General features: G+C 62.8%; 18 protein-coding genes. 11 read left to right on the top strand and 7 right to left on the bottom strand.

The genetic code is table 11. The features are described from left to right. The first annotated feature begins 50 nt into the window (after positions 1–50). The 8 genes from FEZ61_RS21615 to FEZ61_RS21580 all read left to right on the top strand — a co-directional run bounded on the left by FEZ61_RS21615 (position 51) and on the right by FEZ61_RS21580 (position 8,364). Positions 51–1,484 carry an Ig-like domain-containing protein gene (locus tag FEZ61_RS21615; protein WP_064306911.1) on the top strand — a complete coding sequence of 478 codons (1,434 nt, stop codon included), beginning with the start codon at positions 51–53 and terminating at the stop codon, positions 1,482–1,484. Between the two features lie 22 nt (positions 1,485–1,506). Beyond that, positions 1,507–2,976, top strand: a complete 1,470-nt coding sequence (locus tag FEZ61_RS21610; RefSeq protein ID WP_082900351.1) for an Ig-like domain-containing protein — start codon at positions 1,507–1,509, stop codon at positions 2,974–2,976. 68 nt (positions 2,977–3,044) lie between these two features. Further along, a complete protein-coding gene (locus FEZ61_RS21605; protein WP_156522261.1) occupies positions 3,045–3,356 on the top strand; it encodes a hypothetical protein in 312 nt (103 codons plus the stop codon). Positions 3,357–3,397: 41 nt separating this feature from the next. Beyond that, entirely contained in the window at positions 3,398–4,573 is a 1,176-nt protein-coding gene (locus FEZ61_RS21600) for an Ig-like domain-containing protein (protein ID WP_156522260.1), read from the top strand. A 180-nt stretch (positions 4,574–4,753) separates the two neighbouring features. Continuing rightward, entirely contained in the window at positions 4,754–6,964 is a 2,211-nt protein-coding gene (locus FEZ61_RS21595) for a DNA cytosine methyltransferase (protein ID WP_064306907.1), read from the top strand. Between the two features lie 173 nt (positions 6,965–7,137). Beyond that, positions 7,138–7,392: a hypothetical protein gene (locus FEZ61_RS21590; RefSeq protein ID WP_064306906.1), complete on the top strand. Its 255-nt coding sequence runs from the start codon at positions 7,138–7,140 to the stop codon at positions 7,390–7,392. Further along, positions 7,382–7,639 (top strand): hypothetical protein, encoded by a 258-nt coding sequence (locus FEZ61_RS21585; RefSeq protein WP_178121682.1) that lies wholly within the window; start codon positions 7,382–7,384, stop codon positions 7,637–7,639. The genes FEZ61_RS21590 and FEZ61_RS21585 overlap by 11 nt, the downstream gene beginning before the upstream one ends. A gap of 161 nt (positions 7,640–7,800) precedes the next feature. After that, positions 7,801–8,364 carry a hypothetical protein gene (locus tag FEZ61_RS21580; protein ID WP_064306904.1) on the top strand — a complete coding sequence of 188 codons (564 nt, stop codon included), beginning with the start codon at positions 7,801–7,803 and terminating at the stop codon, positions 8,362–8,364. A 129-nt stretch (positions 8,365–8,493) separates the two neighbouring features. Here the strand turns inward: FEZ61_RS21580 and FEZ61_RS21575 are convergent, their stop codons facing one another. From FEZ61_RS21575 to FEZ61_RS21565, 3 genes are all read right to left on the bottom strand, one after another. Then, on the bottom strand, positions 8,494–9,135 hold the full coding sequence (locus FEZ61_RS21575) for a DUF6012 family protein (RefSeq protein WP_064306903.1): 642 nt from the start codon (positions 9,133–9,135) through the stop codon (positions 8,494–8,496). 26 nt (positions 9,136–9,161) lie between these two features. Then, positions 9,162–9,479, bottom strand: a complete 318-nt coding sequence (locus FEZ61_RS21570; RefSeq protein ID WP_064306902.1) for a hypothetical protein — start codon at positions 9,477–9,479, stop codon at positions 9,162–9,164. A gap of 435 nt (positions 9,480–9,914) precedes the next feature. Continuing rightward, entirely contained in the window at positions 9,915–10,508 is a 594-nt protein-coding gene (locus tag FEZ61_RS21565) for a hypothetical protein (RefSeq protein WP_064306901.1), read from the bottom strand. A gap of 181 nt (positions 10,509–10,689) precedes the next feature. On the opposite strand from FEZ61_RS21565, the gene sppA reads away from it, so the two are divergent. Beyond that, complete coding sequence (gene sppA, locus FEZ61_RS21560) at positions 10,690–11,634, top strand: signal peptide peptidase SppA (RefSeq protein ID WP_064306900.1); 945 nt, start codon at positions 10,690–10,692, stop codon at positions 11,632–11,634. A 91-nt stretch (positions 11,635–11,725) separates the two neighbouring features. On the opposite strand, the gene FEZ61_RS21555 is transcribed toward sppA, so the two are convergent. From FEZ61_RS21555 to FEZ61_RS21540, 4 genes are all read right to left on the bottom strand, one after another. After that, a complete protein-coding gene (locus FEZ61_RS21555; RefSeq protein ID WP_064306899.1) occupies positions 11,726–12,034 on the bottom strand; it encodes a DUF3509 domain-containing protein in 309 nt (102 codons plus the stop codon). Between the two features lie 357 nt (positions 12,035–12,391). Further along, on the bottom strand, positions 12,392–12,733 hold the full coding sequence (locus FEZ61_RS21550; RefSeq protein WP_064306898.1) for a hypothetical protein: 342 nt from the start codon (positions 12,731–12,733) through the stop codon (positions 12,392–12,394). Between the two features lie 5 nt (positions 12,734–12,738). Continuing rightward, entirely contained in the window at positions 12,739–12,915 is a 177-nt protein-coding gene (locus FEZ61_RS21545; protein WP_173150413.1) for a hypothetical protein, read from the bottom strand. A 113-nt stretch (positions 12,916–13,028) separates the two neighbouring features. Continuing rightward, complete coding sequence (locus tag FEZ61_RS21540; protein WP_173150411.1) at positions 13,029–14,018, bottom strand: hypothetical protein; 990 nt, start codon at positions 14,016–14,018, stop codon at positions 13,029–13,031. Positions 14,019–14,403: 385 nt separating this feature from the next. Between FEZ61_RS21540 and FEZ61_RS21535 the strand changes: the two genes are divergently transcribed. Continuing rightward, positions 14,404–15,462 (top strand): hypothetical protein, encoded by a 1,059-nt coding sequence (locus tag FEZ61_RS21535; protein WP_064306897.1) that lies wholly within the window; start codon positions 14,404–14,406, stop codon positions 15,460–15,462. Between the two features lie 220 nt (positions 15,463–15,682). After that, positions 15,683–16,264: a hypothetical protein gene (locus FEZ61_RS21530; protein ID WP_064306896.1), complete on the top strand. Its 582-nt coding sequence runs from the start codon at positions 15,683–15,685 to the stop codon at positions 16,262–16,264. Positions 16,265–16,618: the final 354 nt, after the last annotated feature.

Genomic DNA, 16,618 nt, shown 5'->3' with positions numbered 1-16,618 from the left:
TTTTGACGGCACCACAATGGGCTATCGGCAATGCCTATCGAGCCATCAGTATGTCCCGCCTGCAGAAAGCTCTATCCGCCAATCAAAAAGTCTTGCTCGCACTTTTGCTGAGCGCGCTTGCCTGGACGAGCACAGCGCAAGCCGAGACATGCAAGCTCGATGGCGCAACCTACTTCTGGCTATACGCAAGCGGAGATACCAACGACACGCTCTATCGCTACCTCTACATCGAGGGGCAAGAGCTCTACAGCGTCGACAATATCGAGATTGAGCGGGGGGGCTACTTCACCGCCTCCAACGGCAAACGCTACCGCATTGGGGGAATGACCGACCGAAACTCCGACCATCAAGAGGTCTGCGGGGATTTCGGACCGACCTATCAAAGCACGCAGTCAGAAACACAACAGGCGAACTGCCCAGCGACTCATCCTAGCGGTTCCATCACTCAGCAGCGCACATTCGAAGTTTGGTCCGATGGCAGTCGGCGCAACTATTCCGGCTGGAACGAGACCGGCCGTAATTGCCAGGCGGTCTATAACTCGACGCAAACGGAGTCCCGCAATCAGGACTGCCCGGCGACTCATCCCCAGGGCACCATTACGCAGCAGCAGACCTATGAGGTCTGGTCGGACGGCAGCCGGCGCAATGATTCCGGCTGGAGGACGACCGGCAACACCTGCACCGCGATCTACTCGTCCAAGGGATCGGAGAGCCGTCAGCTGAGCTGCCCGGCCGCGACGCCGAGCGGCACCTGGACCCAGAGCCGCAGCTATGACCTCTACACCGACGGCAGCCATCGTAACGAGTCGGCCTGGGGCGACACCTCCACCTGCTACAACCGGACGCCAATTGCCGGCAACCTGGCGATCGCCAGCGACGAGGACACGCCGGCCAGCGGCACCCTGCCGGTGACCGACGACCACTCGACCTTCACCTACCAGATCGTCAGCGCGGCGCCTGCAGCCGCGGGTACCGCTCGCTTCGCCGGTAACACCGTCGTAATCACACCTACGGCCGATTGGAATGGCGCGACGTCGATGACCTACCGCGCCCAGGACCCCAGCGGCGCCTGGTCGAACGTGGCCACCGTGTCGATCACCATCCGGCCGGTGAATGATGCCCCTATCGCCGAGGCCAAGAGCCTGATCCTTGATGAGGACACCCAAGCCAGCGTGCTGCTGTCCGCAACGGACATCGACTCCCCTGCCCCTACTGCCTTCCAGCTCGTCGCCATGCCGCCGGCCGCGGTTGGCCAGGTCACCCTCGCCGGAGCCACCGCCACCTTCAAGCCGGCCAAGGACTGGAACGGCGCCACCCAGTTCACCTACCGCGCCCAGGATACCGCCGGCGCCTGGTCGGCGCCGGCGGCGGTCGCCGTCACCGTGCGGCCGGTAAACGACGAGCCCGTGCTGACTGATGTTTCGCTCGAGATAAGGACGAAGGAGTCCCTGCCGGTGACCACGCGGGCAGTAATCATCCGCTGACCGCTCCATAGGGGGAGTAACCATGATCCGTCGTTTGTTGATCGCACTGTCTGCTGGCGGCGCACTCATGTCGCCCAACTACGGCATGGCATACCCCAACCCGCCGACGCAGGGCTATCACCCGGAGCTGATGTCAGGAGCTGATTGCTCCTATGGCTACTTCACGACCCGCTCCGCGGCGAACGGATACACCGCGGTGCTTGGTCCGCCGGACGCATCGTGGATGGTCTGGGATGACTGGCCAGGATCGAAGTGGGGTGGCGATGGATCCGCGATCGTAGAGCGAGAGGGTAGGCGCTACTTCGTCGGACCATACTCTTCATCGCAACCGGACAGCGGAGGCACCGCGTACACCTGGTCGATCTGCCAGGCCGCAAACGTGTACTACGTTCGGACAGAATCCGAGAGCCAGCAGGCTAACTGTCCCGTCAATCAACCCGCAGGGTCGGTGACCCAAAGCAGAACGTATCAGCTGTGGTCCGACGGCAGCCGCCGCAATTATTCCGGCTGGAGCGAGACGAGCCGCACCTGCCAGGCCGTCTACAACTCGACCCAGACCGAGTACAGAAACCAGAGCTGCCCCGCTACGCAGCCCCAGGGCACTATCAACCAGCGGCGGACCTACGAGGTGTGGTCCGACGGCAGCCAGCGCAATGACTCCGGCTGGACCACCACCAGCAACACCTGCACCGCGGTCTATGCCTCGAGCGCATCGGAAACGCGCCAGCTCGCTTGCCCGGCAGCGACGCCGACGGGACCCTGGACCCAACGCCGCACCTATGACGTCTACAGCGACGGCAGCCGGTGCAATGAGTCCGCCTGGATCGATACCGCCACCTGCTACAACCGGACGCCGGTCGCCGGCAACCTGGCGATCACTAGCGACGAGGACACGCCGGCCAGCGGCGCCCTGCCGGTTACCGACGACCACTCCACCTTCACCTACCAGATCGTCAGCGCGGCGCCTGCAGCCGCGGGCACCGCGCGCTTCGCCGGGAACACCGTTGTCTTCACGCCAGCGACTGACTGGAATGGCGCTACGTCGATGACCTATCGCGCCCAGGACCCCAGCGGCGCCTGGTCGAACGCGGCCACCGTGTCGATCACCATCCGGCCGGTGAACGATGCCCCCGTCGCCGAGGCCAAGACTCTGAGCCTCGATGAGGACACCCAGGCCAGCGTGCTGCTGTCCGCAACGGACATCGACTCCCCTGCCCCCACTGCCTTCCAGCTCGTCGCCATGCCGCCGGCCGCGGTTGGCCAGGTCACCCTCGCCGGAGCCACCGCCACCTTCAAGCCGGCCAAGGACTGGAACGGCGCCACCCAGTTCACCTACCGCGCCCAGGATACCGCCGGCGCCTGGTCGGCGCCGGCGGCGGTCGCCGTCACCGTGCGGCCGGTAAACGACACACCTGCGCTGACCGATGTTTCGCTCGAGATTAGGACGAAGGAATCGGTGCCGGTCACCACGCGTGCCCGGGTCAGCCAGTGACAGCTCGCCAGCCTTGCATTCTGGAGATAGGCAATAGCCTCGACTGACCCAGTCACATGAGGCGCCCCATGGAAGTACTACGCAGCTCTTTCACTGCCGGCGGCGAGCGGGTCTACCTGCTCTTCCAGCCAACCATCAGGCGATTTCGCCTGGCCACACGTTGGTGCTACGTCGCGAGCTTTCTGCAGCTGCAGGACGCGACGGATGCCTTCGAGGCCTTGGAGCTTTCGGATCGGCCGGCGGCTCAGCTTGGACGGCTATTGGTCCGAGCGGTGCGAAAAACACCTCGATCGATACCGGGCTCCCGCCGTCATGCGATGTGGAGGATCAACCGCATCCTCGACTTCATCGACGCCCGCGCGTCTGGAACGGCCAGTTGAATCCCCTTCCACGGCGTGAACTCACGCCCCAGGGCTATCCCATGTCCCGTTTACTTGTCCCACTCCCCTATGCCGAGGTGGCTATGCCTTCGCGCCCAACCGCACCTGCACCGATCACGATCGTCGCTGCGGCCCTACTCCTCCTGCTCAGCCTCTTCAGCGCGCTGTCCCGTGCGGACGAGGTCGGCACGACCTTCAGCCAGAACTCCTTCATCTGCGACTCGAACTCACCCGGGTATTGGAACGGTGGACTGGACAGTGGCTGGAAAAACCACATCATTTCAGTCTATCGGCAATACCCCACCAACTTAGGTCGGTGCCCCGATCAAGGCGGCTGGACCTATTGGCAAGGTGACATTCCAAAGTACAACGATACTTATGAAAGCTTTCGCAAACGCTGGAACGAAGCGGCGGATGCCGATGTTAGGGACAAAGGCGGCCCGGCTGGCTACCAAGCAAAGTTCGATGCGGAGTGCCTCGACTCTGCCCGGCAGATTTACGGAAACTATGTCATTACCGCACGGTATGTTCACTACACCGGCAACGGGTGCGAAATCACCCGAGTCATTCCCAATACGCCACCAACGGCCCTGAATTCGACGGCCACGGTCAACGAAGACGCCATAGGCCGGTTCAACCTGCAGGCGTACGATTCAGACGGGAACATCGTCACCTATTCCGTCATTCAACCACCAAGCGTTGGTACCATTTCGCAGAGCACCTCGACTATCACGTACTGGCCGCCAGCGGACTGGTCTGGTACTACCTCAATGACCTTCCAGGTCACCGACAACCGCCGCGCTACCTCAAATATCGCCACCGTCACCATCGTCGTCATGCCGGTGAATGATCCGCCCGTCGTCCAGCCGGTTTCCCTGACCACGGACGAGGACACGCCGGTTGAGACGACGCTGTCAGGTACCGATATCGACTCGGCGCCGCCCTCCTACTTCGAGCTGGTCTCTCCGCCACTCAAGACCGTGGGCGTTGCAACCATTCAGGGCGCCAACCTGCGTTTCGAGCCGGCCAAGGACTGGAATGGCACAGCCAGCTTCACCTACCGGGCACGCGACCCCGAGGGCGCCTATTCGGCTGCTGCAAGGGTGACGGTGCTGGTGCGGCCGATCAACGATGCCCCGACCGCAACGACACCGCTGCAGATCAAAACGGTGGAGTCCAGGCCTGCGACGGTCCGCGCCCGGGTCACGACGCCTTGATGATGGGGAGCGAAAGATTCTTTCCCTACCCCGCATCTTCTGAGGACCTACCTGCCTGAGGCAGCCAGTGGCTACGTCGCCGGCCCGCTAGTGCAGGCTCACGAGCTTGCGTTTTCAGAGACGCCTGGAGGATGGGCTCAGTGAGGCGGCTGGCGCCTCGACGCACTGAGGCCCCTCCCCATGACCGCATTTCCCCGCAAGCAAGCTCCTGTCGACTTCAAGACTCAGTACAGCCTGAGCTTCACCGCCCAGGAAGATGAGATCGTTGTCGACTTCTTCTGCGGCGGCGGCGGCGCCGGGACCGGGCTCGAGATGGGCCTGGGGCGCCCAGTTGCGGTGGCCAAGAACCACTCTGCAAAAGCCATCAGCATGCACACCGCTAACCACCCGGCGGCGCGGCATTTCACCACCGATGTCTTCGAGGGCGACCCCGACACCGAGTGCGGCGGCCGCCGGGTGGGATGGTTTCACATGTCGCCCGACTGCACCCACCACAGCCAGGCGGCCGGCGGACAGCCGCGGCAGCACGAGATCCGCAACCTCTCTTGGATTGGGCTGAAATGGGCGGGCAAGAAGCGTCCACGGGTTATCAGCCTCGAGAACGTGAAGCAGATCCTGCAGTGGGGCCCGCTGATCGCCAAGCGCGACCCTGCCACCGGCCGGGTCGTGACCTTGGATCGTATCCCTCACCCGACGAAGCCCAAGAAGTTCGTGAATCGGGTAGCCGAGGTCGGTGAGCAGGTGCCGGTCCGCAACCAGTTCCTCGTGCCTGACCCCAAGCGCAAGGGGCAAAGCTGGCGCCGGTTCGTGCAGCTGCTGCAGGGCATGGGTTACGAAGTCGAATGGGAGGTCGGCCGGGCCTCCAGCTATGGTGCGCCGACTAGCCGCGAGCGCTTGTTTATGATCGCTCGCTGCGACGGTCAGCCGATCGTCTGGCCAGCACAGACCCACGCCAAGAAGCCGGCCAAGGGACAGAAGCCGCTGCGCGTCGCCGCTGAGTGCATCGACTGGTCGGTCCCGTGCCCGTCGATCTTCAAGCGCAAAAAGCCGTTGGCTGCGGCCACGCTTCGCCGCGTCGCCAAGGGCCTGCGCAAATTCGTCCTGGAGTCGGCTGATCCCTTCATCGTGCCGATCGCCAACTGGTCCCGAGAGGCGGCCGTCTCGGTGGGTGAGCCGCTGCACACCATCACGGCTTGGCCTCGAGGCGGATCCTTCGCGGTGGCAAGCCCGATCATCGTGCCGGCTACCCACCAGGGCGCTGATCGGGTGCACGACCCGCGTGAGCCACTGCCGACCGTGACGTGCGCCAACCGCGGCGAGCAGATGCTGGTCAGCCCCACGCTGATCGGCCTGGGAGGCCCGGCCTATGCAGGGAAGCCTGCCGACGCCGGCGCCCCGCTGGGGAGCATCCTGACCGAGAACCACCGCGCGGTGGTGGCGCCCACGCTCGTATCGGTGGGCTACGGCGAGCGCCAGGGGCAAGAACCGCGCGTACCGGGCCTGGACAAGCCGCTGGGCACGGTGATGGCCGGTGGGATCAAGCACGCGGTCGCGGCTGCGCACCTGGTGAAATTCCGCTTCGACTCCGCCGGCGCCGCGGCCGATGAGCCGATGCCCACCATCACCAGTGGCGGTGAATGTCAGCGCCCCGCCGGCGCGGCGCATGCGATGGGGGTCTGCACGGCGTTCCTGGAACAGGCGAACGGCGGTTTCAACACCACGCCTGCACACAGCGTCGAACAGCCGATGACCACTATTACCAACACGGGCAGCCAACAGCGCCTGGCGGTGGCCACCCTCGCTCATCTGCGCGGCAATTGCGATGCCCGCTCACTCGAGGAGCCGCTCCACACCATCAGTGCCTCGGGCCAGCACCACGGTGCGATCACCGCCTTTCTGTCCCGGCAGTTCGGCGGCTCCGTCGGCCAACGCGTCGACAAACCGGCGCCGACCATCACCGCCGGCGGCGGCGGCAAGACCTCGGTAGTCGAGCTGCAGCTCTCGCCGGAAGTCGAAGCCGGTGCCCTGCGCGTCGCCGCCTTCCTGATGAGCTATTACGGTGCGGATAACACGAGCCGGCCGGACGAGCCCTCCCCCACCATCACCACAAAGGACCGGCTGGCGCTCGTCACCGTCACGATCGGAGGTACCCCTTACGTCGTGGTCGACATCGGCCTGCGCATGCTGCAGCCGCGCGAGTTGTACCGCGCCCAGGGCTTCCCGGACTCCTACCAGATCGAGTTTGGCCATGACGGCAAGCCGTTCACCAAATCCGAGCAGGTCCACATGTGCGGCATCAGCGTCTCCCCGCCGCACATGGCGGCGATTGCCCGGGCCAACGACCCCTGGCGCGCCGCAGTGGCCACTCCGCAGCGAACAGCTGCGGCATAGCGTCAAGTCACCGATTCGGCCGGTGGCGGCGACGCCTGGCCGATCGAAGCAACACCCATTACTCAGGAGAAGAACGACGTGAACGACTCATATCAAGGCGCGATGGTGGAGGCGGCGCAGCGCCGTCGTCGCTTAGTGATGAACGCAGCCCAGAGCACCCGAGCGGAACAGCCGTGAGCGGAGCAACGATCTACGTGTCGGCCGAGGACCTGGATGCCTTGCAGGAAGCCGACGGTATTTTGTACGCGCTTTTTGAAGCCACGGACGGAGAGGCGACCAGCTTGAATCTTGCGCGCGATGGCCTCCGCCGTGTGATCGAAAAGACGCAGAAGGCCACGCGTGCCGCCGGCGGACGTCGTCTGGTACGGACCGCATTACGCTACGCGGAAACCTTTGAAGGAGAGGATCGTGCCCCAGATGGACTATGAACCGTATGCAGGAATCATCCAGCGGGCGCTACAAGCTCGCGGTACCACGGAGGGTGATCTCGCCCGCGATCCGAGATATCTCGCGCCCGGCTATGTCGTCCGAATGTGCGCAGCGCTGGCCAGGGCCGCTGCTGAGCGCAGCGGGCGCGACGTGGCGCTCGACGAAGTCATCCGCCTGGAGCGTACCTGCACCGGTGCCGACTACCACCACAAGCTGGCACTGCGCTGCGCCCAGCTCGCCGGTTGAGCGTCGGCTGCGGTCCACGATCCGCCAGCGTGGAGAACCGCGCGGGCAGAGGAGCGCCCTCGCTATTGAGGCCCCGCCACAGGCGGTTATTGGCACTAGCGCGTCGACGGAGATGGGTTACGTTGGCCACCACCTGGTCTTTCGCCTCACGGGAGTAGCGAATGAGCTCAAGCTGGATCCTCACCCAGTCTGGCAAGCAGTTTGACCTGCTGGCCCCTGAAGCCGGCATGGTGGTGATGGATGACATTGCCCATGCACTGGCGAACATCTGCCGATTCGCGGGTTATACCCAGACCCACTACAGCGTTGGCCAACACAGCGTATTGGCTAGCCACCTGGTGCCGCCGGCGGACGCGCTTCACGCGCTGCTGCATGATGCCGCCGAGGCCTATGTCGGCGACATGGTGAGTCCCCTCAAGAACCTGCTGCCAGGCTTCAAGGCGATCGAGGCGCGAATCTGGATGGCCATCGCAGCGCGCTTCGAGATCGCTGAGCAGATGCCGGCGAGCATCAAGGAGGCAGACCTGGTGCTGATGGCAACCGAGCGACGCAATCTGCTCCCGCCGGGTCCGCCTTGGCCGTCGCTCGAGGGGATCCAGCCGCTTCCCAACCAGATAGTGCCCTGGGCGCCGGCCTTCACGCGCCTGGCATTCAAAAGACGCTTCAGACAGCTGGTGCGGCTCAGTGGCAATTTTGCTCGGTTGCGCCAGGCGGCCGAGGCCTAGGCCACCTATGCACGGTGGCACGCTATCAGGCGGTTTCACCGTGTAAGAATCTTACAAAGGCGTAGCGGCAGCAGAGATCCGGCCAGGCGGTATCCAGAGAGCGAAAGAATCTTTCGCTGGCACTCCGGCCTAGTCCTCACCGCCAGCAAAGGGATAGGGATCGCCCCCCTGGCTTGCGGTACCGAGCGGACAGGTCACGACGTCCGCGAGGCGCGGCGCCCGATGACACAGGGAATCGTACAGCCGCTTGAACCAATCGCCCCGTTCCAGCAGCGGGACCTGGAACGACTCCTCGCGCTCGAGCAGCAGCCCGTTGCTTCCTACTCGCTGGTTGACGACCTTGTCGTGGGGCACCAGGCACGTCGCTTCCAGCCGCGGCTGGACGAAGGTCGGGATCGAGTGTTGATGCTCTGTCGGCCGCTGTGGCCAAGTCGCCATCTTGTCTGAGACGACCTTGTAGGCGCCTGGCTCGCCCAGCAGCTCATAGTGCACGCGATGGACGATCACCTGCTCTGCCGCGACCGCCCACCGATACACCACGGTGAACGGCTTGGCCGGCTGGAGCGTATCGATCAGCAAACCTACCCGCGCCATCCGGCCGCGCTTACTGCAGCCAATCGCCATGCGCTTGTTCGGCATCGGCCGGCGTGTGGCCAGGTCCACCCGATCACGCAGGAGCAGGCCCACCGAGTCGATCCGCAGGTTGATCAGCTGGACGTGCGGACCGGAGGCTGGACAGGTCAGGAACCGTGGTACCAAGTGGATGAGCATGAGCGGCTGCCTAGCGCGTCGGGGTGCTAGCCAGCCGAAACCTGCGAAGGAGATCGCTTGAACAGCGGATCGGCGCCCTCGAAGACGTTATCCGGCGCTTCCGGCCACTCACGGCGGATGGCATCGAAGTCGCCTTCGTTCCAGCAGCGCAGAAAGGTCATGCCTTCGTCGGTTTCCAGCGCGAAGGCGATCGCGGCCGTGGATGCGTCAGGTGCCTGGTCGACTTTCTTCAACGCGTCGTCAATCGCGGCAGCGTAGCCTTCACGGTAAGCGTCATCTGGATGGGCCTTGGTGGGGCCAGCCGTGGGGATCAGTGCACCGATCATGTTGTACAGGTCGAGCATGGGGCCGTCCTCGATAGAAGTGGTCCGTCCCAGATCAACGCGCTTTCCCACTTGGCAGCAAAGGCGTCGACCCGGGCGGTCGGCCTAGTGTGCAGCTGCCGCCCTCAGCGCAAGCGGCGATTCACGCCCTTCTTGGTAGGGGATTCGGGGGTTGCCCGAGATGCTGCATCGAGCTCGGCTTGGAGCTCACCAGGCGTGCCGGTGATCTCTGCCAGGAGCTGCCGGGCCAACGCGTGCGCATCGTGATCCGCCGCTGGCGCCGACCGAGCGCGCGCTGGCCCATCGATTGTCGGGCCCGGCGCCCTGGCACGAGGTTGAGTCATATTCACCCTCCGAAACGTGGGACGCTGACTGTCATTCCGGTAGCACGCGGCGTCAAGAGGACATCTAGCCAGCCGCCAGCACCGGGCGCCATCGACAGGCGCCGGTGGCGTATCAGGCCGGCGGGGTGTGCCGGCGCGAACGTTCCGCAGCCAAGAAGCCCTTCACCAGAACCGAGCCCCAGGTGTAGAGGGTCTGTCCAAACACCCCGTAGTAGAAGGTGAGTAGCCAGGGGCCGGGTGTAGGCGCGTCGAGCATACGTGCCAATCCGAAGGGGGCGCCGGCCAGGGATGCAATCAGCGCGAGGAAAAGGAGGTAGTCGCCCATCTGGCTGCCATGGCTCACCGGCGGCGCCACTGGCTCCGGGGTTTTGAAGGGAGTGGTGTCCCAGGTCTCGACCAGGCCCAGCGCGCTGCGGACGGCCGCCGGCGCCAGGGACACTTTCGGATCGACATCCAACCGCAGCACCTGGATGCCGCGCATCTCGTCCCAACTCAATCCGTAGCCTTCTGCAGCGAGCTGCTCCAGAGCGCTGATCAGCGCGGTATGGGTCGCCTTGCCATGCCACAGCCCATCGCGGTGATCGATCCAGATGCTTCTGGCACCTTGCGCCTGGGCGCATGCCAAACGGGCCTTGATGGCCTTGAGGTAAATGGCCGGATCGACTGGCAGGGTGCGACCGCCCCTGTGCTCGAGCGCGTATTTCATGGCTGGAATCCCGACTGGAAGAAGGGATCAGTATCAGCGCGCCACCTCGCCCTAGGCTGGCGATTCAAGCTTTTCCAGGGCGAGAACCGGGCCGGTACACACCCATTCAAGGGGCGAACTCGTGACTTTTTCGGCGCGGGTCTCGCGACACTGGCGGTCTGATACCCGCCACGAGGTTCCAATGTCCGAACACGACAACACGCTACTTCCCGAACTCATCCGCGACCTCATCAAAGAGCGGCGCGCTTCTCGCCGGCTGAAGCTGCTCAAGTACTCCTTCTGGGGTACCGGCCTGCTGCTGGTTGCAGGTGCGGTACTGGTCGAGCACCTGCAACTCGACGAGGCGGATGAAGCCAAGCAGATCACGGCCGTCATCCAGGTGCGGGGCGAGATCGCCGACGGCGCCGAGGCCAACGCCGCCGCGCTGAAGAAGGCCATCGGGCGCGCGTTCGATGACGAGCGCGCCAAAGCCGTGGTTCTCAAGATCAACTCGCCCGGCGGCAGCCCGGTACAGGCCGGCCAGGTGTTCGACGAGATCAAGCGCCAGCGCGGCCTGCATCCGAAGGTGCCGGTCTACGCCGTCATCGAGGACCTGGGCGCCTCAGGTGCCTACTACATCGCCGCGGCCGCCGACGAGATCGTGGCCGATAAAGCCTCGCTGGTCGGCTCCATCGGCGTGACGGCGGCCTCGTTCGGCTTCGTCGACCTGATGAACCGCGTCGGGGTGGAGCGCCGGGCCTACACCTCCGGCGCGCACAAGGCGTTCCTGGATCCGTTCCAGCCGAAGAACCCTGAAGAGACCGTCTTCTGGAACGAAGTGCTCAAGCAGACACACCAGCAGTTCATCCAGTCGGTAAAGACCGGCCGAGGCGATCGCCTAAAGGATGCCGATCATCCGGAGCTCTTCTCCGGCCTGATCTGGACCGGCGAGCAGGCCAAGCAGCTGGGGCTAATCGATAAGCTGGGGGATGTCGACTATGTCGCCCGGGACCTGGTGGGCGCCACCAGCCAGGTCGACTTCACCGTCAAGGACAATGCCTTTGATCGGTTCGCGAAGCGCCTGGGCGCCTCTGCTGCGCAGCAGCTGTCGATCGCGCTCGGCTTCAGTGGTGTGTCGCTGCGATGAGGAGTAGGGACGGCCGCCGGCCTCCCCAATAGCGATAGCCGCGCCTTACGATGCCTCAGGCGCGGTCACTATCTGTACCTGTCCGAATGAGCTATTTCGCCTTGCGCGCGGCATGCAGCTCTGGATTGAAAGACTCCAACCCGCGCGAGCCTAGGCGCCGCATCAGCTTCGCGTGCTCCTCCTCACCGCCCTCCCGACCCAGTGCCACATCGCGCCTGAAATCGTTGATGACATCGGCGAGCTTGGCCGGATCTTCCAGGTCCGCAAGCTTCACAGCGCGCGTGACCTCCGCCTCCTCATAACTGACCGTTACCACCAGCGCCCTGTCAGCCGGACGTGGCGCAGCTGTGGTGGTGTACGGCGCTAGAGCCGCTCTAAGCCGATCGATTCCTTGTTCCATGACCTCTCCTTGCTATGGGCAACGGTTACCGAGGTCATAGAGATCGCCGATCTCGCTTAAAGGTCCTACTGCGGTGGGAAATCTGAGGAAACGAGACTTTGGACGTGGGCTGGGCCTGACCGGCGTGTCTGCTGACGGGGGGCTAGGGGATAAGCCTATCCAACGACTGAGCTCCCGGCAGCCGCCGTCCCGATACGAGGGAACCCTTCGCCCGCGTGGCATTTGGAGATTGCCGGACAGGCAAAACCACTACAGGCGATTGACCGACCTGGATGTCAGCTTCCAGGCCGGCGGGCAAGCGTTTGACCTGGGCGATTGCCAAGCTGTTCAGAAGGCGTAGGCGCGCGACTTGAAGCGTTACGCGCCGGGCCCTCTGGGTGAGTCCGGCGAACGATGGAAAAGGAGTGCAAAAGGCCCAACGAGGCAGACGCCCGACAGCAAGATCCAGAAGGTGATGAACGTCGCCTCCCCTCGTTCATAGCGCGGCGCTTCAGCGCCGAGCGCGCCCTGGCCATACCACAGCAACAAGGCCACCAACGCAAGGCCTAGCGCCCACAGAGCCGGGGCGTAGTCCTGCCGGATATCCAGGTTGATGAGGAGCTTCCACAGCCACGCACCCGCGTTGCAGACGCTGGCTATCACGCAGAGCCACATCAGGGCGTAAAAGATGTCGGCATAGAAGGCGGGGATGATTTCCATTTTCTCTAGCTCCCGAGGTTAGCCGTCAGCTCGTAGGCGACGAGCCAATCGCTCCCTGCCTCGCCGGCGTCGCCCACAACGCCGCTATCCAGCTGCTCCCGCAGGCGGGCTGCAAGCTCTTCGACCGAATCGCACCCCATGTCCCCGAGCTCGTCAGTCGTTACCTCAATGCGTACCTTCATCGGTGATCCCCCCTATAGGCCAGGTGACCATCACACTGACATAACTCAGCGCTGCTGCGAGCGAGGTTCATACCGATCAAGGGCGCGAACTGGCAGTAAGCTCGCCTCCAACGCTAGCAGGGAGCAGCCATGCTGGATTGGAACGCGACGAGCGAGGCCCGAGCCTGGCGGCACGCCTCAAGGTACCCAGGAAAGGAACACGGAACATCGGCCAGCGCATCGGCAAGCGCCTGGCAAAAGTTTGCGAGCGCGAATGGCTCGTCTATCCCCTCTCCCGCGCCGACCAGGTAGTTCGGCGAGACTTCGACGACCAGGCTGGGATTTGAAGCTGCCTCGCGCCGCAATATGAAGCGGCCTCCCGAAAGCTCGCGGATCAGCCGCCCCAGCGGTATCCGCGCAAAGCTGCGAGCGTCATCGAAGATACCGGCGAGCTCACGGATCCGGGCGAAGTGCTCGCGCCAGCGTCCCTCCTCCTCTGCTCGCGCTCGCGCAGCCCTCTCCAGGTACCACCGTTCGTACTCAACCACCGGTAGCCCTCGGTACAACACATCCTCGAGCTTCTTTTGCTCAGGACTATCGATCCAGCGGTCTCGGGTCTGCGACACGTAGGCAATCAGCAGGTGCGCGCACCCATGCTGCCGCAGGCGCTCAACCTGGTGTTCAAGTGAGGCGGCCGGATCCCACATCCACGCCGGCGCAAAGCACTCGATCTGTGCCGCGAGCGCAGCGGTCGCAGCGTGCACGTCAGCCAGTACCTGGAACCAGAGCTCTGCCGTGATGGCGCCGGCCTGGTGATCGAGCGGGAGCCGAGAGAGGCGGTGAGGCAGGGCCAGGGCCTGATCCACGAACCCAGGCAGCCGCCGAACGCCGAAGGTGTGGCGTTCCGCGGGGCGGTGGTGCCGCGCCCGTGCTTCGGCCTCTAGCGCGCGCTGCAGGATGTCCGGCAGCCACGGCAGCGCTGCGGCCATACCCCAGCGCTCGGCAAACTGGCGAGCGCTGAACGTCCCGTTCTTGCCGTTGGGCACCACGAACCAACCACACTGGACAGCTTCGTCTATGAGCTGGACGGACGGCTGCAGGTGAACGGGCACTGCGGCCAGCACGTCACGAACAGCGTCCGCCGGAAGGTATGCGAGGTACCGTCGTGCCCAGGGATAGGCCTCCTTGCACAGGACCGCCTGGCGGTAGTGCTCGAGGGGGAAAAAAGCCCGTTCCTAGGCGAGGGATTCTATGGATTTCATCTTGGTGGCCTGCAGTTGATGCAGACAGCGTACGAAGAACCGATAGAACGCAAGGGGTCAGTGTCCGACCCAAAGCTATCGTTGGCGGTGGGCAGTTACCAGTTAAGAGCAGCCCTCACAGTTTTCCTATAGACGACGGCTTAAGTCTGAAAGCAGACATGTTCAGGTGCTGTGAAGCGTTTATGCGGGTCGCAATCCAATGCGCATGCTACATTTATCAGGTAACGATTGGGTGAAGAATAATTTAATGAAACGCGTAACAAGACAATCAACCAAATTTGGTGCATTAGATTTGGCAGCGGATATTGGCCGGGAGTTTAATCTTCCACTTAACCGCATTGGCGAGGTGTTTTCCTTTGACGAAGCCACCAAGCTTGGAATCGAGGATATGCGCCTTCTGATAGGCCGCCGGGCTGAGAAGATGTTCGAGTACATGGTGGCTTCGTTAGGGCAGGCAGATCTTATTGCTCCAGAAGATACAGCGGCTCCACTTTATGACGGGGCCGATGTCCAAGCCCCTGACTACTTCGTAGCGCTCAAAACCGGTGAGCGCTACTTCGTGGAGGTCAAGCACGCGCGTACGGAGAACTTCAATCAACCAGTGACATTCAGCAAGAATTACTTAGCAAGGCTCAAGCGCTATGCCTATCTCAAGGGTCAATCACTCACGATTGCCGTTTATTGGCAGTCGCTTGGGCAATGGACCATAAACAAGGTAGAAGACTTTGAGACACCAAAAGGTACGATAAATCTACGGTTTCCAGAGGCCTTGCAGCGCAACATCGCCGGAGCCTTTGGCGACCGATTAATTGGCGTAGTTCCCCCGCTCGTATGCCGCATACATGCAAAGCCAGAATACCCAAATTCAATTAGCGAGGACGGAATCGCTAATTTCATCATCAATGGCATCTCGTTCTATTCTGAAGGAAAAGAGATAATCTGTGACTTAGAGCGGCAAGTGGCGTTCTATCTGATATTTCACTCAACCTGGGAAGAACACGCCCCCGTTGCGAAGATGGACGGCGACAGGGTGGACTTCATAGAGTTTTTTGCAAAGCCGCTCGATCGCAATGAGGCGCAGGAGTTCGAGATTATTGGATCGACCGCTGGCATGGTCTCAAGGCATTTCGAGTGGCTTACGACGGCGGATGCACGCATTGTTCGCCTCACCCCTCAACTTAAGCCAAGCGAGATGGCTCCCGCCTTTGACGATTCCTATAGAGGAGAGATTCTCCGCATGTGGCTTCTTCAAATACAGCCAAACTATGGGCCCCTTATACACAAAGTGGGTCGAGACCTGGAGTAGGCTTCCGGCAAATCTACGACTGCTGCAAGGTGGGCATAGGCTTTCGAGTTGTGGACGAAAGCTATGGGTAGATTGTTGTCATCGGCTATTTTCGGTTTTGGTATTTTCAGAATCTCGCAGCAATTTCAGATATTGCCTTGAGGCCTGCCGGGTGCCTGTCCCCTTGCGTTTTAAAAAGCTATGTCAGGGTGAATGGCAGATATCAACCAGGAGCCTCACCATGACCATCGCAACCCTCCCCTCCTCTACCAACGATACGGCACAGAGCACCGTCGTACCGGGCCGCCTGGTCTTTCATCGCGACGAGCCGTCCCGCTTCGGCCCCATCGAAGTATTGAGCCACGATGGCGTGGTGAAGGGCCGATCGATGAAGCAGCAGCAGGCGCTACCGTTCGAGCCGGAGGCGCTCCTCACTGCCGCGCAGCTGGCGGAAGTCATCATTGATCTCGCCGGCAAGGCGACGACACCGGCCAGCGCTGACCAGTTGGCGGCCTACGCTCGCACCCTGGCCGAGGCCTATGGTGCGCATAGCCAAGCGGGTGATCTCGCCGTCGGCGACTTCGCGTTCTACCGCGAGGATCCAGATGCTTATGGGCCCCTCTCCATCCAGGCGGTTGCCTCGAAGGTGACGGCCTACAGCAAGTACAAAGAGCTGGAGCTGGACTTCGACCAGACGGACCTGAGCACTGCTGACCAGCTGGCTGAGGAGCTCATCGGTGCCCTCACCATCGAAGAAGCTGAGCGGCGGCAGCTGAAGGTGTCAGCTCGCGCCAAAGCTCTGGCTGCCTCGTTTGCGAGTTAATATCATCTGGCAGCTGCCGTAACAGCGCGCACCCTGCCGAAGCCCTCCTTGTCGAGGGCTTCGTCTTGCTGGTTTCCCAGTCACGGGCGAGTTTTCTGAGCAGCCAGGCATTTTCTGCCGCAGTAAAGGCGATAGAGGCCATTTTTGATAAGCATCACGTCTGAGTGGGCGACGCCTCCACCGAAGGCCGTAGCGTTACGAGATAATCTAGAAGCTCGGCGCCAATAAGCAAAGTCTGCCCTCGGTTTCTTCGCAACATAGTCGGCTGCCTACGGAACGTTCAAACATGGCCGCTAGACGGTTATGGTTCTAGCTGTGCGCTAGGAAATGTCCAAAGCGTAGATCAGCGAGCTG

The organism is Pseudomonas sp. MS15a(2019) (assembly GCF_013277805.1).
Taxonomy (GTDB): domain Bacteria; phylum Pseudomonadota; class Gammaproteobacteria; order Pseudomonadales; family Pseudomonadaceae; genus Chryseomonas; species Chryseomonas benzopyrenica.
This window is presented reverse-complemented; position numbering and strand designations above follow the sequence as displayed.